Here is a 13,985-nt window from a genome sequence, read left to right as displayed (position 1 = left end):
AGGCTGATTAAAGCCGCATGGTTCCCCTTCCCCTTTTAATTTCTGGCACAGTTTCCTGTATTGCTCCACTGTATTCTGCTCCTGTTTTACTTTTCAAGCTTTGATTTTCCTTTCAATTCTCCCTCATCCTATTTTCCGATTAGAAATATGGATAAACATATTCTTCTTCGGGTTTTTCGGCCGCTTCTATATTTTGGGCCTTTAAAATCAGAGAGGCTCCATCCTCGCTGATTCCAAATGTGCCCTTTACCGTCACCCAGTCGTCATCCTTGAATGTCACTTCATTGTCACTATCCACCAGAAAACCAATTGGGCTTAGATCCGCGGCACAGCACCACATGGACAGCCGGACCAGGGCAAAATCGCACTTTTTTTGAATGTCTGGAGCACGGTAGACAAACCCTTTCATTACAATGGTATAGCCTTCATACTTTTCATAAAAGTTACTCAGTTCATACATCCATGTGTAGTAATCTTCATCTGCAATCGTAATGGTTTTTTCCGCCTCGTCCAGACCATTTAAGTCATACCATGGATTTTCTTCTCCGAAGGACTGTCCGGTATCATCTTCTGGATAAGCATCAGTTCCGCTGTATCCATCCGTTTCTGTATTTTCCCCGTCCGGCAGCCCTGAACCTGATTCTCCATCGGAGAAAGGCCCCCTGGATTCTCCTCCGGCCGCAGGCAATGTCTGTCTCACAGTACTCCCCGCTGTCTGCCGCCCCGGATTTCCCGCCATCTGGCCGCCGCCATTTCCGGAACTCATGGAAAAACCGGAGCTCTCATAGCTTCTGACCATACTGCTCCCCCCAGGATCGGCCGGACGGAAGACAAGCAGCAGAATCGGAATAATAAAAACAAAAGAACGGGCCAGCTTTACCCGATACCGGGGTGTCAGTAAGTACCTTCCTGTAAACACCGCCCATAAAAACATTAAAGCAGACATGCCGTAAAGATACGGCTTCATCCTTGGAGTCACATAATTTAAATACCCGCCTGAATAAGTAAGCTGAAACAACAGGTATCCAAACAACAGATAACAGATACATTCTGTCAATACCTGAAGGTTGATTCCTTTTCCCCGCAGCGTCATATTCTGATTCCTCCGCTTCCCCCTGTCATAAATACACCTATCACAAGAAAACAGACAAGAAATGTGGTTGCAAAAAGACGAATAACAAAACTGGATTTAAAACCCGAAAGCAACATGGCGGCATTTTTGATGTCCATCATAGGGCCGAACACCAAAAATCCCAGGACAGCCCCCACCGGAAGGCTCCCGGCCATACTTCTGGCCACTACCGCATCGGAGGAGGAACAGAGGGACAACACAAAGGCCAACCCCATCATCACCAGAAGCGCTTTCCACGGTGCCGCGGCGCCGCCTGCGGCAACTGCCCGTGGAATCATATCCTGAAACAGGGTGGATGCAAAGATTCCGGTAAGCAGGAATTTGCCCACTGAGAAAAATTCATTCTGCGCGTGCCGCATCATCAGAGAAAAACGGGACAACTGAGTCCCCTTTTCTTCCAGAAGGCTGTAATCCCCACACGCCGCCTGGATAGGCATGGCATATTCCACCAGATAATTCACAGGCGGTTTAAAAAGATAGGTCAATCCACAGAGTACGGCGCACAAGATACCCAGGCCGCATCTGGCCGCGATGATCTTGTAATTGCCATTAAACGCATACCAGGTGGAGAGGATGACTACCGGGTTAATCACCGGGGATACCAGCATAAAGGTCACAGCAGCCGGCATAGGTACCCCCTTTTTGACCAGACCTTTGAATACAGGAATGGATGCACAGTCGCATACCGGCAAGCAAAAACCGGCAAGCACTGCAAAGAGCTGGCCAGACAGAATTTTTCTGGGGAATCTTCTCTGAATCCAGTCCGGCTTTAAATAAACCTGAATCAGGGAGGAAAGCAGGACACCAACAGCCAAAAAGGGCGCTGCCTGAAGAAAAACCCCAAGGAATATGCTTATATACCGTTCTGGCGAAGCCCCCGCATCATTTAGCACGGAAAAAGCTGCCATATACAACATGACCGCAGTCAGAAGCATCAGGAACCAATGCCGAGGCTTCATACCGAAACGGAACAAGGCGCGTACAAAACGGTTCCAGCTGGTATAGACCTGGATATCTGGGTTGCAGCCATAAAGAACATCCATGCCATTCCGAGATTTCCGATTTCCCTTCAGTCTCACGTAAGCGCAGTCGCAGCCCGCAATCTGTGAAAATGTTGCCACTCCTGCATCTGGAATCCTGGTCTTAAAGCTGGCTCCCTCCGCTGCATAAACCACCTTTTCAATACTCAGCACTGCTTTTGCAGAAAACTGGAGAAACATTTCCTCCAGTTTATGGAAATGCTCCATCCCGTTCCATTCGATCAGAATTAAATCAGGTCTGTGTTTATCAATGTAGTGAATGATGGTATCGGCAATGCCGAATGGACTCTGTTCCAGCTGGCTCTTGGAGAATGCCAGTTTCTTCACACGTTCTTGTTCTATCAGAGGTGTTTCGCCTGATTCAAACTGGATGACCAGGATATCCAGTTCATCCAGTTCCTGTTCAGCCAACTGGTTGATGAGCGTGGTCTTTCCCGAATCCAGCAGTCCAGTTATGACCCATACCGGTGTTGTCATGTTGTTTCCTCTCTGAATAATGTATGTATCTGCTGTTCATCCAGGCCGGTGCCTATGAAGCAAACCTGGTTCCCAACTATGTTTGCGGGTTCAATGCTTAAACTGCCAGGCAGATAGTGGAATACCAATCCCCGGCGTCCATCTGCCACAATCCCTTTTCCTCGGAGGATTTCCCCCTCTGCATGTTTCACAACATGCAGAATCTTTTTCCCCAGCCGCTCCTCCGTAATGGGTTCTTTCCACTCAATAGTAACAGAAGAAAAGACATCTCTGGCGAAGTGACGCCTGATAAAACCGGTTCTACGGGATGGTTCCCTACAGCTGCGAATCCGCACAGGTTTCATAGAGACCGCTGCTTCCATTTCTAGCTTAAAAATGCTGCTGTTTCGCGGGCCATACCGGAATACAGATGCAGGAATGGATTCCCAAAAATCCGCCTCGACTCTGGCTTCGGGATTCATTTCCTGAATTTTAATCTTAACTGATTGAATTTCCTGCCCCCCTTCCTCTTGGTGACTTAGCAGTATCAAATCGGCATAAGCAATCTGATCCTCAAAAAATCCCCCGTAATTTTTTCTATATTTATCAAATGACCGTATATCCACCACGGTTATTGTCCTTTTCAGATGGATAAGGCCCCTGTCCTCCTGTTTTAAACAGATTTTAATCAGATCGGATAATCTGCCCACGCCGGATGGTTCCACCAATACGGCATCCGGTATGTAGTCCTTTAATATGCGTTCCATCGCTTTCTCAAAGTCTCCGGTCAGACTGCAGCAGATACACCCATCGCTTAAACTGGTAACCGCCAAGTTGCATTCCTTGAGCAGCCCGGCATCAATCCCGGCCTCCCCAAAGTCATTTTCAATCACAACCAGCTTCTTGTTCTTGAACGCGGAATGCACCATGGTTTTAATCAGTGTCGTCTTTCCCGCTCCTAAAAAGCCAGATATCACATAAACATCCGTCATATACACTCCTTTCTGCCGGCCGCTTCCAACCAACCGGTATTGCTTACTTCCATCCAACCGGTGTTGGCCTGCGCGCATCAAATACCGTATTCACATCAATTAAGTCGGACAGCCCATTTGCACCGCAGCCATAATCCATCCACAGCCGGTAGCCGTCCAGGTTCCGTCTGGCCTGCCGGAGGAACTGGCCTCCTGTTTCCACCCAATATGGTCTGGAATCCACATTACAGAAGTACCTGAAGCCCAGGCTCTGCAAGTATCGGTATTTTTCATTTTCTTCCGTATAGGGCCTCCAGTCCCCCACATCGGAGCCAAAGGGATAAATCATGATGTCGCAGGGATCGGGAAGCAGACGAGCCACATTCTTTTCCCATCGCTCAATATCTGCTTTCATATGTTCAAGGTCAATTTTCCCGTAATCCCGATGTCCCCAGGAGTGGGAAGCGAACTCATAACCATCCTCTTTCAGTGCCTGTGTTAGTTTTTTTACATAGGCCCGGTCTTCCTCGATATTGGGATTTGGTTTCATGTCTGGATCATAGTTTGGAGAGGCCGGATCGTACGTTTCATCGGTGCGGTATCCCAGGACACCGTTATATCCAGTCAGGGCCAAGATTGCCTTGGCCCCTCTGTAGCTAAAATCCGGATGTTCCTCCACGAAACGGTCGAGAATGGGAACTAAGTCATATTCCCCAATCCAGACAGTTCCATCCTGATCCATGTATTCGCAAACTGGTTTCCTACGATCATCCAAAAGTATTTTACGCGCGCAGCCAGACTCCTCCATGTATTCATAGTAATTGACATCATCCTGGCTCATAACAAATGCTTTTTTGCCCGGGGGAAGCAGGATTTTCTTCGCTCTCATCTGTTCCATCCCTGTTTCGTCCTCACTCACCTCCGCCAAATCGTGAATGCCGACCAGCACATAACCTCTCTGATACATCTGAGTCAGGATCGCTTCAAATTCCGGAACCGTGGTCATCACAGAATTGTAGCCCTTGCCCTGGGCTGTGTCTAGAAATGTCCTTCCTGGGTCTTCTACCAGAATATGAAAGAATATATGGGTAATCTGGTAAATGTCCTGTTCCACCAGAGTTTTCTTTACCGCCTCAATATCAGAAAGTTTTTCCCCAATCCTCGGATCTTCCTTATCAGCCCCGTTTCCTACAAGCAGCTCCACAGCCCTGTCATAGTCATACTGGGAAACGGCTCTATCCACCTGGGCCAGCAGTTCATCCGTCTTGTCAAATAAGGATAGTGAAGCTTTCTCACCAGGAGATGACGAAGCTTCCTTGCCAGAAGCCGAAGCTGACTCTGCGGCAGATGCCGTGGTCGATATTTCCCTATCACCCAGAAGTATTCTCATTTTAAACAACAGACCGCCTGTAGCCAGCAGGCAGACGCAAATTATAGCCAGGCAGAGGTATCGGTTCTTACCTCTTCTTAGGCCTATCCTTCTCTGTAGTCTCCCTCTAACTGTTCTTTTAATATACAAATCCCTGCCGCAATATTTTCCTACTGTTCCGTACTGCTTTTTTCTCTTTTGCAATTTCATATAATTATTTTCATCTCAGAATTCTCTTTCCTACAAACACTAATATCAAAACCAATACTCCCACTAGCACAATCGTGCCGCCCGGCTTCAATCCCAGGTAGTACGCAGCGAACAAGCCTGTAATCATAAACAGAATATCCAGAACCACCGCCAAAATAAGCGTCTGACGGTAACTCGTTCCAAACTGCATGGCGCAGGCCACGGGAACCACCATCATGGATGAGACGATGAGAGCCCCCACCGTCCTTGCAGCGACAGAAACTGTCACCGCGATTAAAACAGTAAACAGAAAGTTCACTGTCTTTACGGGCACCCCGGCCAGCCTGGCGCTTTGTTCGTCCAGAGACACATAAAACAGTTCTTTGTACATAAGCAGAAACATAAGCAGAACCGCCATGCTGACGGCGATTACCAGATACAACTCCCCGTTACTGATTGCCACAATACTTCCAAACAGGAAGCTGTTGAAATTGGCTGCATTTTTAATAAATCCTGACAAAACGCCCGCCAGGCCAATCCCGGCAGACATAATGATAGCAATGGACATTTCCGAAAATCTGGGAATCTTCCTGCGTATCGCCTCAATCCCAATAGCGGCAACCACGCAGGCAGCCGCAGCGGTCAAGACAGGATTCAGCCCCAGGAGCAGCCCGGCCGCCACCCCAGCCAGCGAGGTATGGGACAGGGCGTCCCCAATCATGGACAGACGCTTACATACAATCACTAGCCCGATACACGGGATAATGGCCGCCAGAAGAATGCCCACAATAAAGGCCCGCTGCATGAACGCATATTCAAAGATTTCCATGCTCTCCCTCCTCTCTGCCTGGCTGGACCAATTTCATCTTCTCATCTTCTAAAAGCCAGATATCGTCTGCATAAGCCATGAGCCGTTTCCGATCATGAGTTACAATCCAGATGGTCACCCCCTGCTCCCGGTTAATCTGATACAGCAGCCGGTAAAATAAAGTAGTACTGTCTTCGTCCATACCGGAAGTGGGTTCATCCAGCAGCAAAAGCCGCGGGGCGTTTATCAGCGCCCTTGCCAGCAGGACCCTCTGTTGCTGCCCTCCGGATAGTCGGCCAATCAGCCGTTTTGCAAAATCTCCCATACCGACTTGATGCAGCACACGGCGAACCTGCTCCCTCTCCCTTTTTCCGGCAAACCGGAACTTTCCAATTTGGGTGTATAGACCTGCTTGGACAAACTCCTCTACGGAAGCGGGAAAATTCTGACAGGATGCCATACCGTTTTGGGAAACGTAGCTGATATTCTTCCAGTCTTTAAACTGCCGAATCTCCTGCCCCAGAAGTTCAATCTTACCTGTTTGTCCATTTAGCGGAAGTTCCCCCAGCATGAGCTTTATCAGGGTGCTTTTTCCTGCCCCGTTTGGTCCCAATAGAACCGCAAATCGGCCCTCGGGAACAGTAAAATTGATATTCTTTAATATCTGGGTATTTCCATAGGAAAAATCCAGTCCTTTCACTGCAATGACATCCATCATCAGTACTCCTGTTCCTGTTTTTATTCAAGTGCAGCTTTCAGCTGCTTTAAGTTATCCTCCATCACAGAGAAATAATCTGCGCCATTTTTTAGTTCCTCATCGCTTAATCCTTCTAGTGGATTTAACACCCGGGTCTGGGCTCCTGTTTCCGCCGCAATTGTCTCGGCCACCTTCGGGCTTACCAGTTCTTCAAAGAAAATAACTTTGACGTGATTGGCCTTTACAAAGTCAATGATCTCCGCCATTCTTGCCGGGTCCGGTTCCGAATCAGGAGACAATCCCTCGATGCCCATCTGAGTCAGTCCATAGGCATCGCAGAGATAACCGAACGCTTCATGAGACACTACAATGCTCTTATTAGGCAGGGCAGACAACGTATCTTTATATTCCTGATCCAATTTATCAAACTCGGCTGTATAGGTCTGATAATTTTTTTCATAGTAATCTTTGTTTTCCGGGTCTGCCTTAACGTAAGCATTCTTAATGTTTTCCATTTCTTTCTTTGCGTTCACAGGGCTGAGCCATACATGGGGATCAAACTGGCCGTGGTCATGGCCATGTTCTTCTTCCTCTGTGTGTTCCTCCGCTCCCTTATGTTCTTCCTCATCATGAATGTGTCCTGATCTGAGTGTAACTCCGGCGGAAGCTTCCACCGATACCAACTTCTTTGTTTCCAGGCTAGCAAGCACATCCTCCACCCAATGCTCCATACCCCCGCCGCTGTAGACAAAAAGAGCCGCTTCCTCCAAATTCTTAATATCGGCTGCGGCCGGTTCCCAGTCATGGGGCTCTGTGCCGGCCGGAACCATATTGGTCACCTCCGCTTTATCACCGCCGATTTTGACAGCAAAATCATACATAGGATAAAAGCTGGCCATTACCTTCAGCTTCTGTCCGTCCGTATCCTTTGATTCAATCCCAGCATCGGTGTTCTCTGCCTCCATTGACGCCTCGCCCATACTCTTATCTCCACCTGCCACAGCGGTGGTTGAAGCCTGGTCTGTATCAGAAGCCCCTGGTGCAGCGGTGGTACCTGAGCACCCTGAAAGCATAGCAACAGAAACCATTGCTGTCACAGCCAGTGTGCAGAATGTAGAATTTAATTTTTTATTCATAATAATCATCCTCCTGAAATGTGTTTTTTTACAGTAATAGCAGGTATACAAGCACACAAAAAACAAGGCGTGTTCCCAGTCCAAACGTATCTCCGCCAAACCGTGTATCCTGATACACAGAGTACACCATTCCAGAGGATAACGGTTATATGGATAGAAAACAGCCTTGTTGAAAGAAAGTTTTAATTATCTAATCGGATTTTTAAGCTGACCAAAGAAACCGGGCACAGATAGAGTCCAGTCTGGTAAGATGATAAGAGTTTTTGAGTAATGATATATGCAAAGATGACGATGGCTCCTGTTCCTGCTACTTCTGTTATCAAGCGGATAGTAGCAGCGCATTCCTGAAGCTCCGCGCAGACAGGACAATCCTCACCTGTACACTCATGTTCTATATGTGTGACAATAAAAAAGCCAGAGAGAAGCAACACAGCGGTTACAAGAAACGCTGTCACGAACGCAAAGATTCTTTTATGCTTATCTAAATAATCCACTTCATCTCCTCCTTTTTCTTTTATCCTGAACGGATGTTATCTTATTCCACTATCAGTTTTTAACCTATGGACTCTCCATTGCCTAAAGCCAATGATCTTCCTGTTTCATAAGCCTCGCAACCTGCCATCTCCTCAGGCTTCAAAACGTCAATCGTTTATTCTATGATATAGGTCCCCCTCCATTATCGTTATTCTACAATCATTCAGAATTTTGTTAGAATACAATGACACAGAATGTGTTTGCAGCATCCTCAATAATCCCAAGTAAGAGACAGCTGATAAACGGTAGCTTTACCACAAACCCGTCCTATCTCGCATTACTAAAAGAAACTAATTTTTGGGGGACTAATAGCTATTTTGCTTGTAGCATTGACAAAGTTTTGTCAGTATCCATGCAAAAATACATTACGTAACAAGACTTTCGTACGAAAGGCCATTTTGCCATCACAGATCAATCTTTAGGACAGACCTCTTAATTTTTACAGCATTCACAATAGCCATACAAGATTGTGTGTTTCTGATCCAATTCGAAGCCATGTTCCTTATAAATATGTTCCAGAAAATCTGCCATTTTAGAACATTCAAGTGGAATAAGACGACCGCATCCCATACATACCAATTTCCCCAACTTGTTCCAATCTTCTTCACCCGCAAAACAATAACGTACTTTGGTACCATCCTCCATCGGAAGCTTCATCATCTTTCCATCATCGACCATGCGTTCCAATACCCGGTATACCGTTGTCTGTCCAACGACCACTCCCTTCTCCCTAAGACAGTCCATGAACTGGCTCACTGTGAGAAAACGCAATTTTTGTTTTTTCAGACACTCTAATATGAGATCTTGTTGCTTCGTCTTGTATCTGCCTCGTTCTGCCATATAAGCGCTCCCCAATTTGAAATTGATTTTTATTTTTATATTATAGACATTTTCAGAATAATGTCAAGATGTCAATTTAATTTATAGCTACCCAGCATCCTCTCAAAAAATCACACAACATTGTGACTATGCTAATTCCAGACAACGCATCGTCCCCCAGTTCCCCTTCCCTCAGGTAAAGGATTGTGTTCACTGGTTCTTTCGGCTCCAGTACTATTACCATCACGTCAAGGGCCGCTTACCTACCTTTTTTCGTCATCAGCCCGTCCTCTGTCCTTGCCAAGACTAACTGCTTTGTATGTATGGATATAAAATTGTCAAACTGGAAATTATCACTCTATAATTTTATATCCAGCTTTACTGAGCGTTTTTATTGCCTTTTAATAATTTTCTTTTTTTATCAAAATATAGTTTGTATTGTAAGTAGATACAGCAAAAATCGAAACGTCATTATCTGCCAAATTGCTGGCGATTTTAGACAGTACCCCAATTAACAAAAAATCTAAAACACCTTGAATACGAAAAGCTTTCCAACCGTCCTCACGCTGAATTACATTTGGTGGGACTTCGTTTGTGATACATACAAGAGATTTTTCTTCATCAGTTTTTCCAATGAAACTATACTCAGAACCTAAATTTACAAACGAATAATCTTCTACTTGGCATACGGAAAATTCTTGATGTACCTTTCTTATTTCCACGATATTACCTCCCTCAAATCTAATTTATAGTGTATCAACATATTGCTTTGCTTGTACTAAATCCATAGAAGTCACTTCTCTCACTTTTTTTACAGCTTCTACATACTTACCACTATTTTTAAGATGAAGGATATATTCTTTATCCTCTTCTGATATATAATATGTTGCTAATTGTTTATTTCCTGTCTGTTTTCACAAAGTATCAATCTGTTTTTGCTGAGATTTTACCTGCTTTTTCAACTCATCAATTTCAATAAAAAGTAAAACTCCACAAATTATCATCACAACTATAATTCCATATTCCACCAAATATCCCTCCGTAAATGTAATTTATCGCTTTCTTCATATCCATATTATAACAATCCAATATATCTGCCACAATAAAAATCAGCATGTCTCTCAATATTTTTCTGTCTTAAAAAAATGCATATAGAAATTCTTACTTCTCTCATCACGGTTTTAGATGAAAATATTAAAAAACAGAGCCGATAAGCTGGGCTGTTCAGGCTTTGGATGCGATTCCAGGAATCGGGAGGCAAAGTGTGGAACGCATTCTGGCAGAAACAGGGTGGAAATGGAACACTTCCAAAATGAATTGCGTTTTAGTTCATGGGCAGGGCTTGTGCCAGAATGTAAAGAAATCGCCAGTAAAAAGATGAGTAGCCAAATATGAAAAGGAAATAGATATTTGAAAGCATGTTTAGTAGAATGCGCCCGTGCTGGAATAAGGAATAAGCAAAGCTATTTTTATTCACGATGCCAACGAATTGCAGCGCGCAGAGGAGGGAAACGAGTACTGACAGCTATTGCGCACAGCATGCTAACAGCCATCTATCATATGCTAAAAGAGAAAGTTCGATACTGCGATTTAGGAGCAGATTATTATACTGTTATCAATCAAGAGAATTTAATCAAGAGAAATCTTCGTTCGTTACAAAAGTTAGGGATAGATGTAATTATTCAGCCGAAATAACTTCTCCCTGCTTTTATTATTGGCAAGTGTTACGATTAAGCGATTTGAAAGCCACCAACATCAAAGAGTGTGCGGAAGCAAAATGTCCATGTTCTTTCATGGTCACGGTAGCCAGAAGTTGGGTGGTAGAAAATAAGGCCCAGAGCGATAGCGCGGGGCCGCAAATAGGCGGCCCTAACAAGCGGCTGGAAAGCATTTTACTGGCCTGTCAAAGCAGTAAAATTGTCAGTGTTATACACTGGCATTGCTTGCCGAAATGTGGTAAAATTATTTCACTCCATAAATTGCAAAAAGAAATACAAAGGAGTACATCCAGATGTTGGTTGATAGTAAGAAAATTTTGCGAAAAATCGAGGAACTGTTTCTGTTTTTTCTGCTGACCTCGTTTATCGGATGGGGATACGAGATTTTTTTAGAAGTTGTGATCTATCGGTGGGGATACTCCGACCGGGGGGTATTGACAGGGCCATACTGCCCAGTGTACGGCTTTGGTGCGATGGCTTTGTTGTTGTGCTTGTACCGACTAATGAAAACACGTATCCTTGTCTGTAAAATTCCCATCACGCCAGTACTGGTTTTTGCTGGAATCGTGGGCATCACAACCGTGATTGAGTTGGCGGCCAGCTATGTGATGGAATGGACTGCCGGAAGCTGGATGTGGGATTATAATCGTTTTACGCCAAACTTTCAGGGGCGAATTGCATTGAATCCAAGTCTGCGATTTGGTGCGGGCGGAATGGTATTTCTCTATCTGCTTTATCCCTGCTTTCAACGCTGTGTGTCAAAGACTGCGGATCGAACCGTACACGTGCTCGCGCTGATTTTGGGTGGAGTTTTTCTGCTGGATTGTCTTTGCTACATACTGGTGTAAAAATGATGTATCCCAGCTAACCGTGAAAGAAAAATTTTAGAGCATGATATATTTGCGAGAGCAAGGTGCGTTCATGAGAATTGTTGACATACGCGGTATGACCAGTATGGAGCTTGTGCGGGGAGGAACCGGTGAATGGTACTGGGTAACGGATTATATTCACGGTGATCTCTATGAAGTAGAAGAACTGTTCCGGCAGGGACACCCAGTACTCAGTTAGAATGACTCGTAAACACTCTATTATAAATATTTTAATGGTCACTTCCCAGACACCCCTGAATGAACTGCGGTTTTAAATGGTCTTATTTTTTTCTGTTTTAATAAACTATCTCGCAATGGGATATTCCCTTCATGCGCCATAGTGACGCATACCATAGGACACCGGAAATGCAGAGTATCCCCTTGGTGTAATCCTATCATTTCAAAACGGTGTATAGTAAGCTACTTTTACCCCCCTTTCTTCTAAAGCGTTGTTCTGTTTTAATAAATCCAGCCTTTTCTAAATCTGCTACAGCCCGCTGGATCGTTCTCCTCGAAAGCTTCAGTTCTTCTGCGATGGTGCTCATGGCCGGATAACACTGGCTGTTTTTATCTGCTCGCTCTTTTAAATACATATACACCGAAATCGCACGGTGTGGTAATTCCTCTGAGTAAACAGAATCGTAATATCCCACATACCTCCCTCCTTAGTCTGTCCGAAGTGGTTGTCTGGTTCCCGAGACTGCCTGTCTGATTGGCATCGGTACATGCGCCAGACCTCCGCCTGAAATCCCCTCTATTTCCGGTGGTTCATAAAAGTTTGCCTCCTCATCCTCACAAAATTGTCTCCTAACAATCTCCTGCTCCAACTCCAGCCGGTCCGCATAAGACACTTGCCTTGCCACATGCTGTTCCACCTCATATTTTTCCTCAAATTCAATCCCCCATTTAAAAAATAAGCGTAGTTCTACTCGCATCGGGTGACAGCCGGTCTTCGCCAGGATAAAGTGTCCCTTGGGCAGTGACTTCAATTCATCCGGAGTCATGAGCGGACGCCCAACCATCTGCAGGCTTTGGCTGTGATCATTTTTCCCCCGGCTGATGGAGCCGGACAACACCGTTTTATTTCCCAATGCCTTTGACAGAATCTCAGCACTTTCCGAGTTGGGTGCAAACCCACCAAATAAAACGTCTTGACAGTTATCCACGATGATTTCACTTCCCTCTTTCCCATAGTTTTTCTGCAGCTGGGCAAAGCTTTGTATGATGGGTATCATACTGATCCGCCTGGATCGACCAGCTGAAAAAAGCATCTCCAGAGATTCAATCTTGGGAATGGTACCGAGCTCATCTCCAAAAATCACCGCACGATTCGGAAGTTTCCCTCCATGTTCATCTGCGATTGACAGCATTTCCCTGTAGATCTGCTGCAAAAACAGGCTTACCATAAAATACTTTGATAGCGATAGGTAACCCTTTGATACTATCTCCAGATTTTCCCCCGCTTCACACCGGACATGAGATTTTCACCTCATCCGGCGTTCCATCGCAAGAAAACTTCAATATGATTTACACATTTTCAAACTCTATTATCAAATCGTCCACAGTTCACAGAGCTTCCGCTGGTTGCTTACACGCCTGATTTGATAGCCCATCAACTACAACGCTTTTAACCATGTCGTAATAGTTTCTTTCAGGGTAGCGCGAATCAACCCATGTACTTCGGCGCATACGAGCGTCAAATGTGCATGGCTATCACCGCCAAACATAACAGACAGCTTATGGTGACAGTGAATTTCCTCCACTATCATTCGTTTACCTGTTACTGCACATTTCACCATTTGTCTGGAATAATGAAAGATTCGATCATCGTTATAATCAATACTCCAATTCAGAATAGAATTCCGCATAAGGTAACGCAAGATTTTTACATTGATATCAAACAAGTTCTGGTGAATTTCTTGTCTCCCTTGCAGTGTATACTTATTACTATTACTTCTCTTCCACATAAGTTTCCTGATAAGGTCGGTATCGCTCCATCTTCTCAAATCATTAATGGTTTTATCGCCTACTCTGGGTGTTCTACTACCCCTGTTTGTTTTCATATTTCTATATGCCAGTTTATATTTTCTCTGACTGAATTATCCCCTGTAAATCGGCGAATACTTTTCCCTTTTTTTGCTGACGGCATATAATTCGTTAAACACACCTTACACATCATAATATTCACTGTTTCGAAGCTTTTGGCGTTTGGGAGTTTTCAAGTTTGTCATGGTTAGAACCTCCAAC

Annotated in this window: 14 protein-coding genes and 1 pseudogene; 3 read left to right on the top strand and 12 right to left on the bottom strand. The window is 44.9% G+C overall.

The window, feature by feature from the left end:
• Positions 1-139: 139 nt before the first annotated feature.
• From M1L66_RS14085 to M1L66_RS14040, 10 genes are all read right to left on the bottom strand, one after another.
• Positions 140-1,093 (bottom strand): TIGR03943 family putative permease subunit, encoded by a 954-nt coding sequence (locus M1L66_RS14085; RefSeq protein WP_118077412.1) that lies wholly within the window; start codon positions 1,091-1,093, stop codon positions 140-142.
• Positions 1,090-2,649 carry a permease gene (locus M1L66_RS14080; RefSeq protein ID WP_118077413.1) on the bottom strand — a complete coding sequence of 520 codons (1,560 nt, stop codon included), beginning with the start codon at positions 2,647-2,649 and terminating at the stop codon, positions 1,090-1,092. The genes M1L66_RS14085 and M1L66_RS14080 overlap by 4 nt, the downstream gene beginning before the upstream one ends.
• Entirely contained in the window at positions 2,646-3,620 is a 975-nt protein-coding gene (locus tag M1L66_RS14075; RefSeq protein ID WP_022512821.1) for a CobW family GTP-binding protein, read from the bottom strand. Before M1L66_RS14075 ends, M1L66_RS14080 begins: the two co-directional genes overlap by 4 nt.
• A gap of 43 nt (positions 3,621-3,663) precedes the next feature.
• On the bottom strand, positions 3,664-5,178 hold the full coding sequence (locus tag M1L66_RS14070; RefSeq protein WP_118077414.1) for a polysaccharide deacetylase family protein: 1,515 nt from the start codon (positions 5,176-5,178) through the stop codon (positions 3,664-3,666).
• A 10-nt stretch (positions 5,179-5,188) separates the two neighbouring features.
• On the bottom strand, positions 5,189-5,986 hold the full coding sequence (locus M1L66_RS14065; RefSeq protein ID WP_002565713.1) for a metal ABC transporter permease: 798 nt from the start codon (positions 5,984-5,986) through the stop codon (positions 5,189-5,191).
• The gene (locus M1L66_RS14060) at positions 5,973-6,680 is read right to left on the bottom strand and encodes a metal ABC transporter ATP-binding protein (protein WP_434694250.1); all 708 of its coding nucleotides are present in this window, start codon (positions 6,678-6,680) and stop codon (positions 5,973-5,975) included. The genes M1L66_RS14065 and M1L66_RS14060 overlap by 14 nt, the downstream gene beginning before the upstream one ends.
• 23 nt (positions 6,681-6,703) lie before the next feature.
• Complete coding sequence (locus M1L66_RS14055) at positions 6,704-7,798, bottom strand: metal ABC transporter substrate-binding protein (protein ID WP_002571365.1); 1,095 nt, start codon at positions 7,796-7,798, stop codon at positions 6,704-6,706.
• A 182-nt stretch (positions 7,799-7,980) separates the two neighbouring features.
• Positions 7,981-8,292 (bottom strand): AraC family transcriptional regulator, encoded by a 312-nt coding sequence (locus M1L66_RS14050; RefSeq protein ID WP_118077416.1) that lies wholly within the window; start codon positions 8,290-8,292, stop codon positions 7,981-7,983.
• Positions 8,293-8,764: 472 nt separating this feature from the next.
• Positions 8,765-9,172 carry a Fur family transcriptional regulator gene (locus M1L66_RS14045; protein WP_118077417.1) on the bottom strand — a complete coding sequence of 136 codons (408 nt, stop codon included), beginning with the start codon at positions 9,170-9,172 and terminating at the stop codon, positions 8,765-8,767.
• A gap of 380 nt (positions 9,173-9,552) precedes the next feature.
• The gene (locus tag M1L66_RS14040) at positions 9,553-9,873 is read right to left on the bottom strand and encodes an ACT domain-containing protein (protein WP_118077418.1); all 321 of its coding nucleotides are present in this window, start codon (positions 9,871-9,873) and stop codon (positions 9,553-9,555) included.
• 688 nt (positions 9,874-10,561) lie between these two features.
• Between M1L66_RS14040 and M1L66_RS14035 the strand changes: the two genes are divergently transcribed.
• From M1L66_RS14035 to M1L66_RS14025, 3 genes are all read left to right on the top strand, one after another.
• Positions 10,562-10,846: a hypothetical protein gene (locus M1L66_RS14035; RefSeq protein ID WP_147418942.1), complete on the top strand. Its 285-nt coding sequence runs from the start codon at positions 10,562-10,564 to the stop codon at positions 10,844-10,846.
• Between the two features lie 316 nt (positions 10,847-11,162).
• Entirely contained in the window at positions 11,163-11,717 is a 555-nt protein-coding gene (locus M1L66_RS14030; protein WP_118077419.1) for a putative ABC transporter permease, read from the top strand.
• Positions 11,718-11,790: 73 nt separating this feature from the next.
• The gene (locus tag M1L66_RS14025; protein WP_156703686.1) at positions 11,791-11,937 is read left to right on the top strand and encodes a hypothetical protein; all 147 of its coding nucleotides are present in this window, start codon (positions 11,791-11,793) and stop codon (positions 11,935-11,937) included.
• A gap of 196 nt (positions 11,938-12,133) precedes the next feature.
• Here the strand turns inward: M1L66_RS14025 and M1L66_RS14020 are convergent, their stop codons facing one another.
• Positions 12,134-12,391, bottom strand: a complete 258-nt coding sequence (locus M1L66_RS14020; protein WP_118077420.1) for a helix-turn-helix domain-containing protein — start codon at positions 12,389-12,391, stop codon at positions 12,134-12,136.
• A 12-nt stretch (positions 12,392-12,403) separates the two neighbouring features.
• Positions 12,404-13,156, bottom strand: a pseudogene (locus M1L66_RS14015) (type IV secretory system conjugative DNA transfer family protein); the annotation flags it as partial.
• Between the last annotated feature and the right edge of the window lie 829 nt (positions 13,157-13,985).

This window comes from Hungatella sp. SB206 (genome assembly GCF_051132295.1).
Taxonomy (GTDB): domain Bacteria; phylum Bacillota; class Clostridia; order Lachnospirales; family Lachnospiraceae; genus Hungatella; species Hungatella effluvii.
The sequence above is the reverse complement of the archived record's forward strand: the minus strand, read 5'-3'. Positions and strand labels throughout refer to the sequence as shown.

What these genes read in the sequence shown, in the direction of transcription:
- M1L66_RS14085 (WP_118077412.1), bottom strand. Translation starts at nt 1,093, where the DNA reads ATGACGCTGCGGGGAAAAGGAATCAACCTTCAGGTATTGACAGAATGT.
- M1L66_RS14080 (WP_118077413.1), bottom strand. Translation starts at nt 2,649, where the DNA reads ATGACAACACCGGTATGGGTCATAACTGGACTGCTGGATTCGGGAAAG.
- M1L66_RS14075 (WP_022512821.1), bottom strand. Translation starts at nt 3,620, where the DNA reads ATGACGGATGTTTATGTGATATCTGGCTTTTTAGGAGCGGGAAAGACG.
- M1L66_RS14070 (WP_118077414.1), bottom strand. Translation starts at nt 5,178, where the DNA reads ATGAAATTGCAAAAGAGAAAAAAGCAGTACGGAACAGTAGGAAAATAT.
- M1L66_RS14065 (WP_002565713.1), bottom strand. Translation starts at nt 5,986, where the DNA reads ATGGAAATCTTTGAATATGCGTTCATGCAGCGGGCCTTTATTGTGGGC.
- M1L66_RS14060 (WP_434694250.1), bottom strand. Translation starts at nt 6,680, where the DNA reads ATGGATGTCATTGCAGTGAAAGGACTGGATTTTTCCTATGGAAATACC.
- M1L66_RS14055 (WP_002571365.1), bottom strand. Translation starts at nt 7,798, where the DNA reads ATGAATAAAAAATTAAATTCTACATTCTGCACACTGGCTGTGACAGCA.
- M1L66_RS14045 (WP_118077417.1), bottom strand. Translation starts at nt 9,172, where the DNA reads ATGGCAGAACGAGGCAGATACAAGACGAAGCAACAAGATCTCATATTA.
- M1L66_RS14030 (WP_118077419.1), top strand. Translation starts at nt 11,163, where the DNA reads ATGTTGGTTGATAGTAAGAAAATTTTGCGAAAAATCGAGGAACTGTTT.
- M1L66_RS14025 (WP_156703686.1), top strand. Translation starts at nt 11,791, where the DNA reads ATGAGAATTGTTGACATACGCGGTATGACCAGTATGGAGCTTGTGCGG.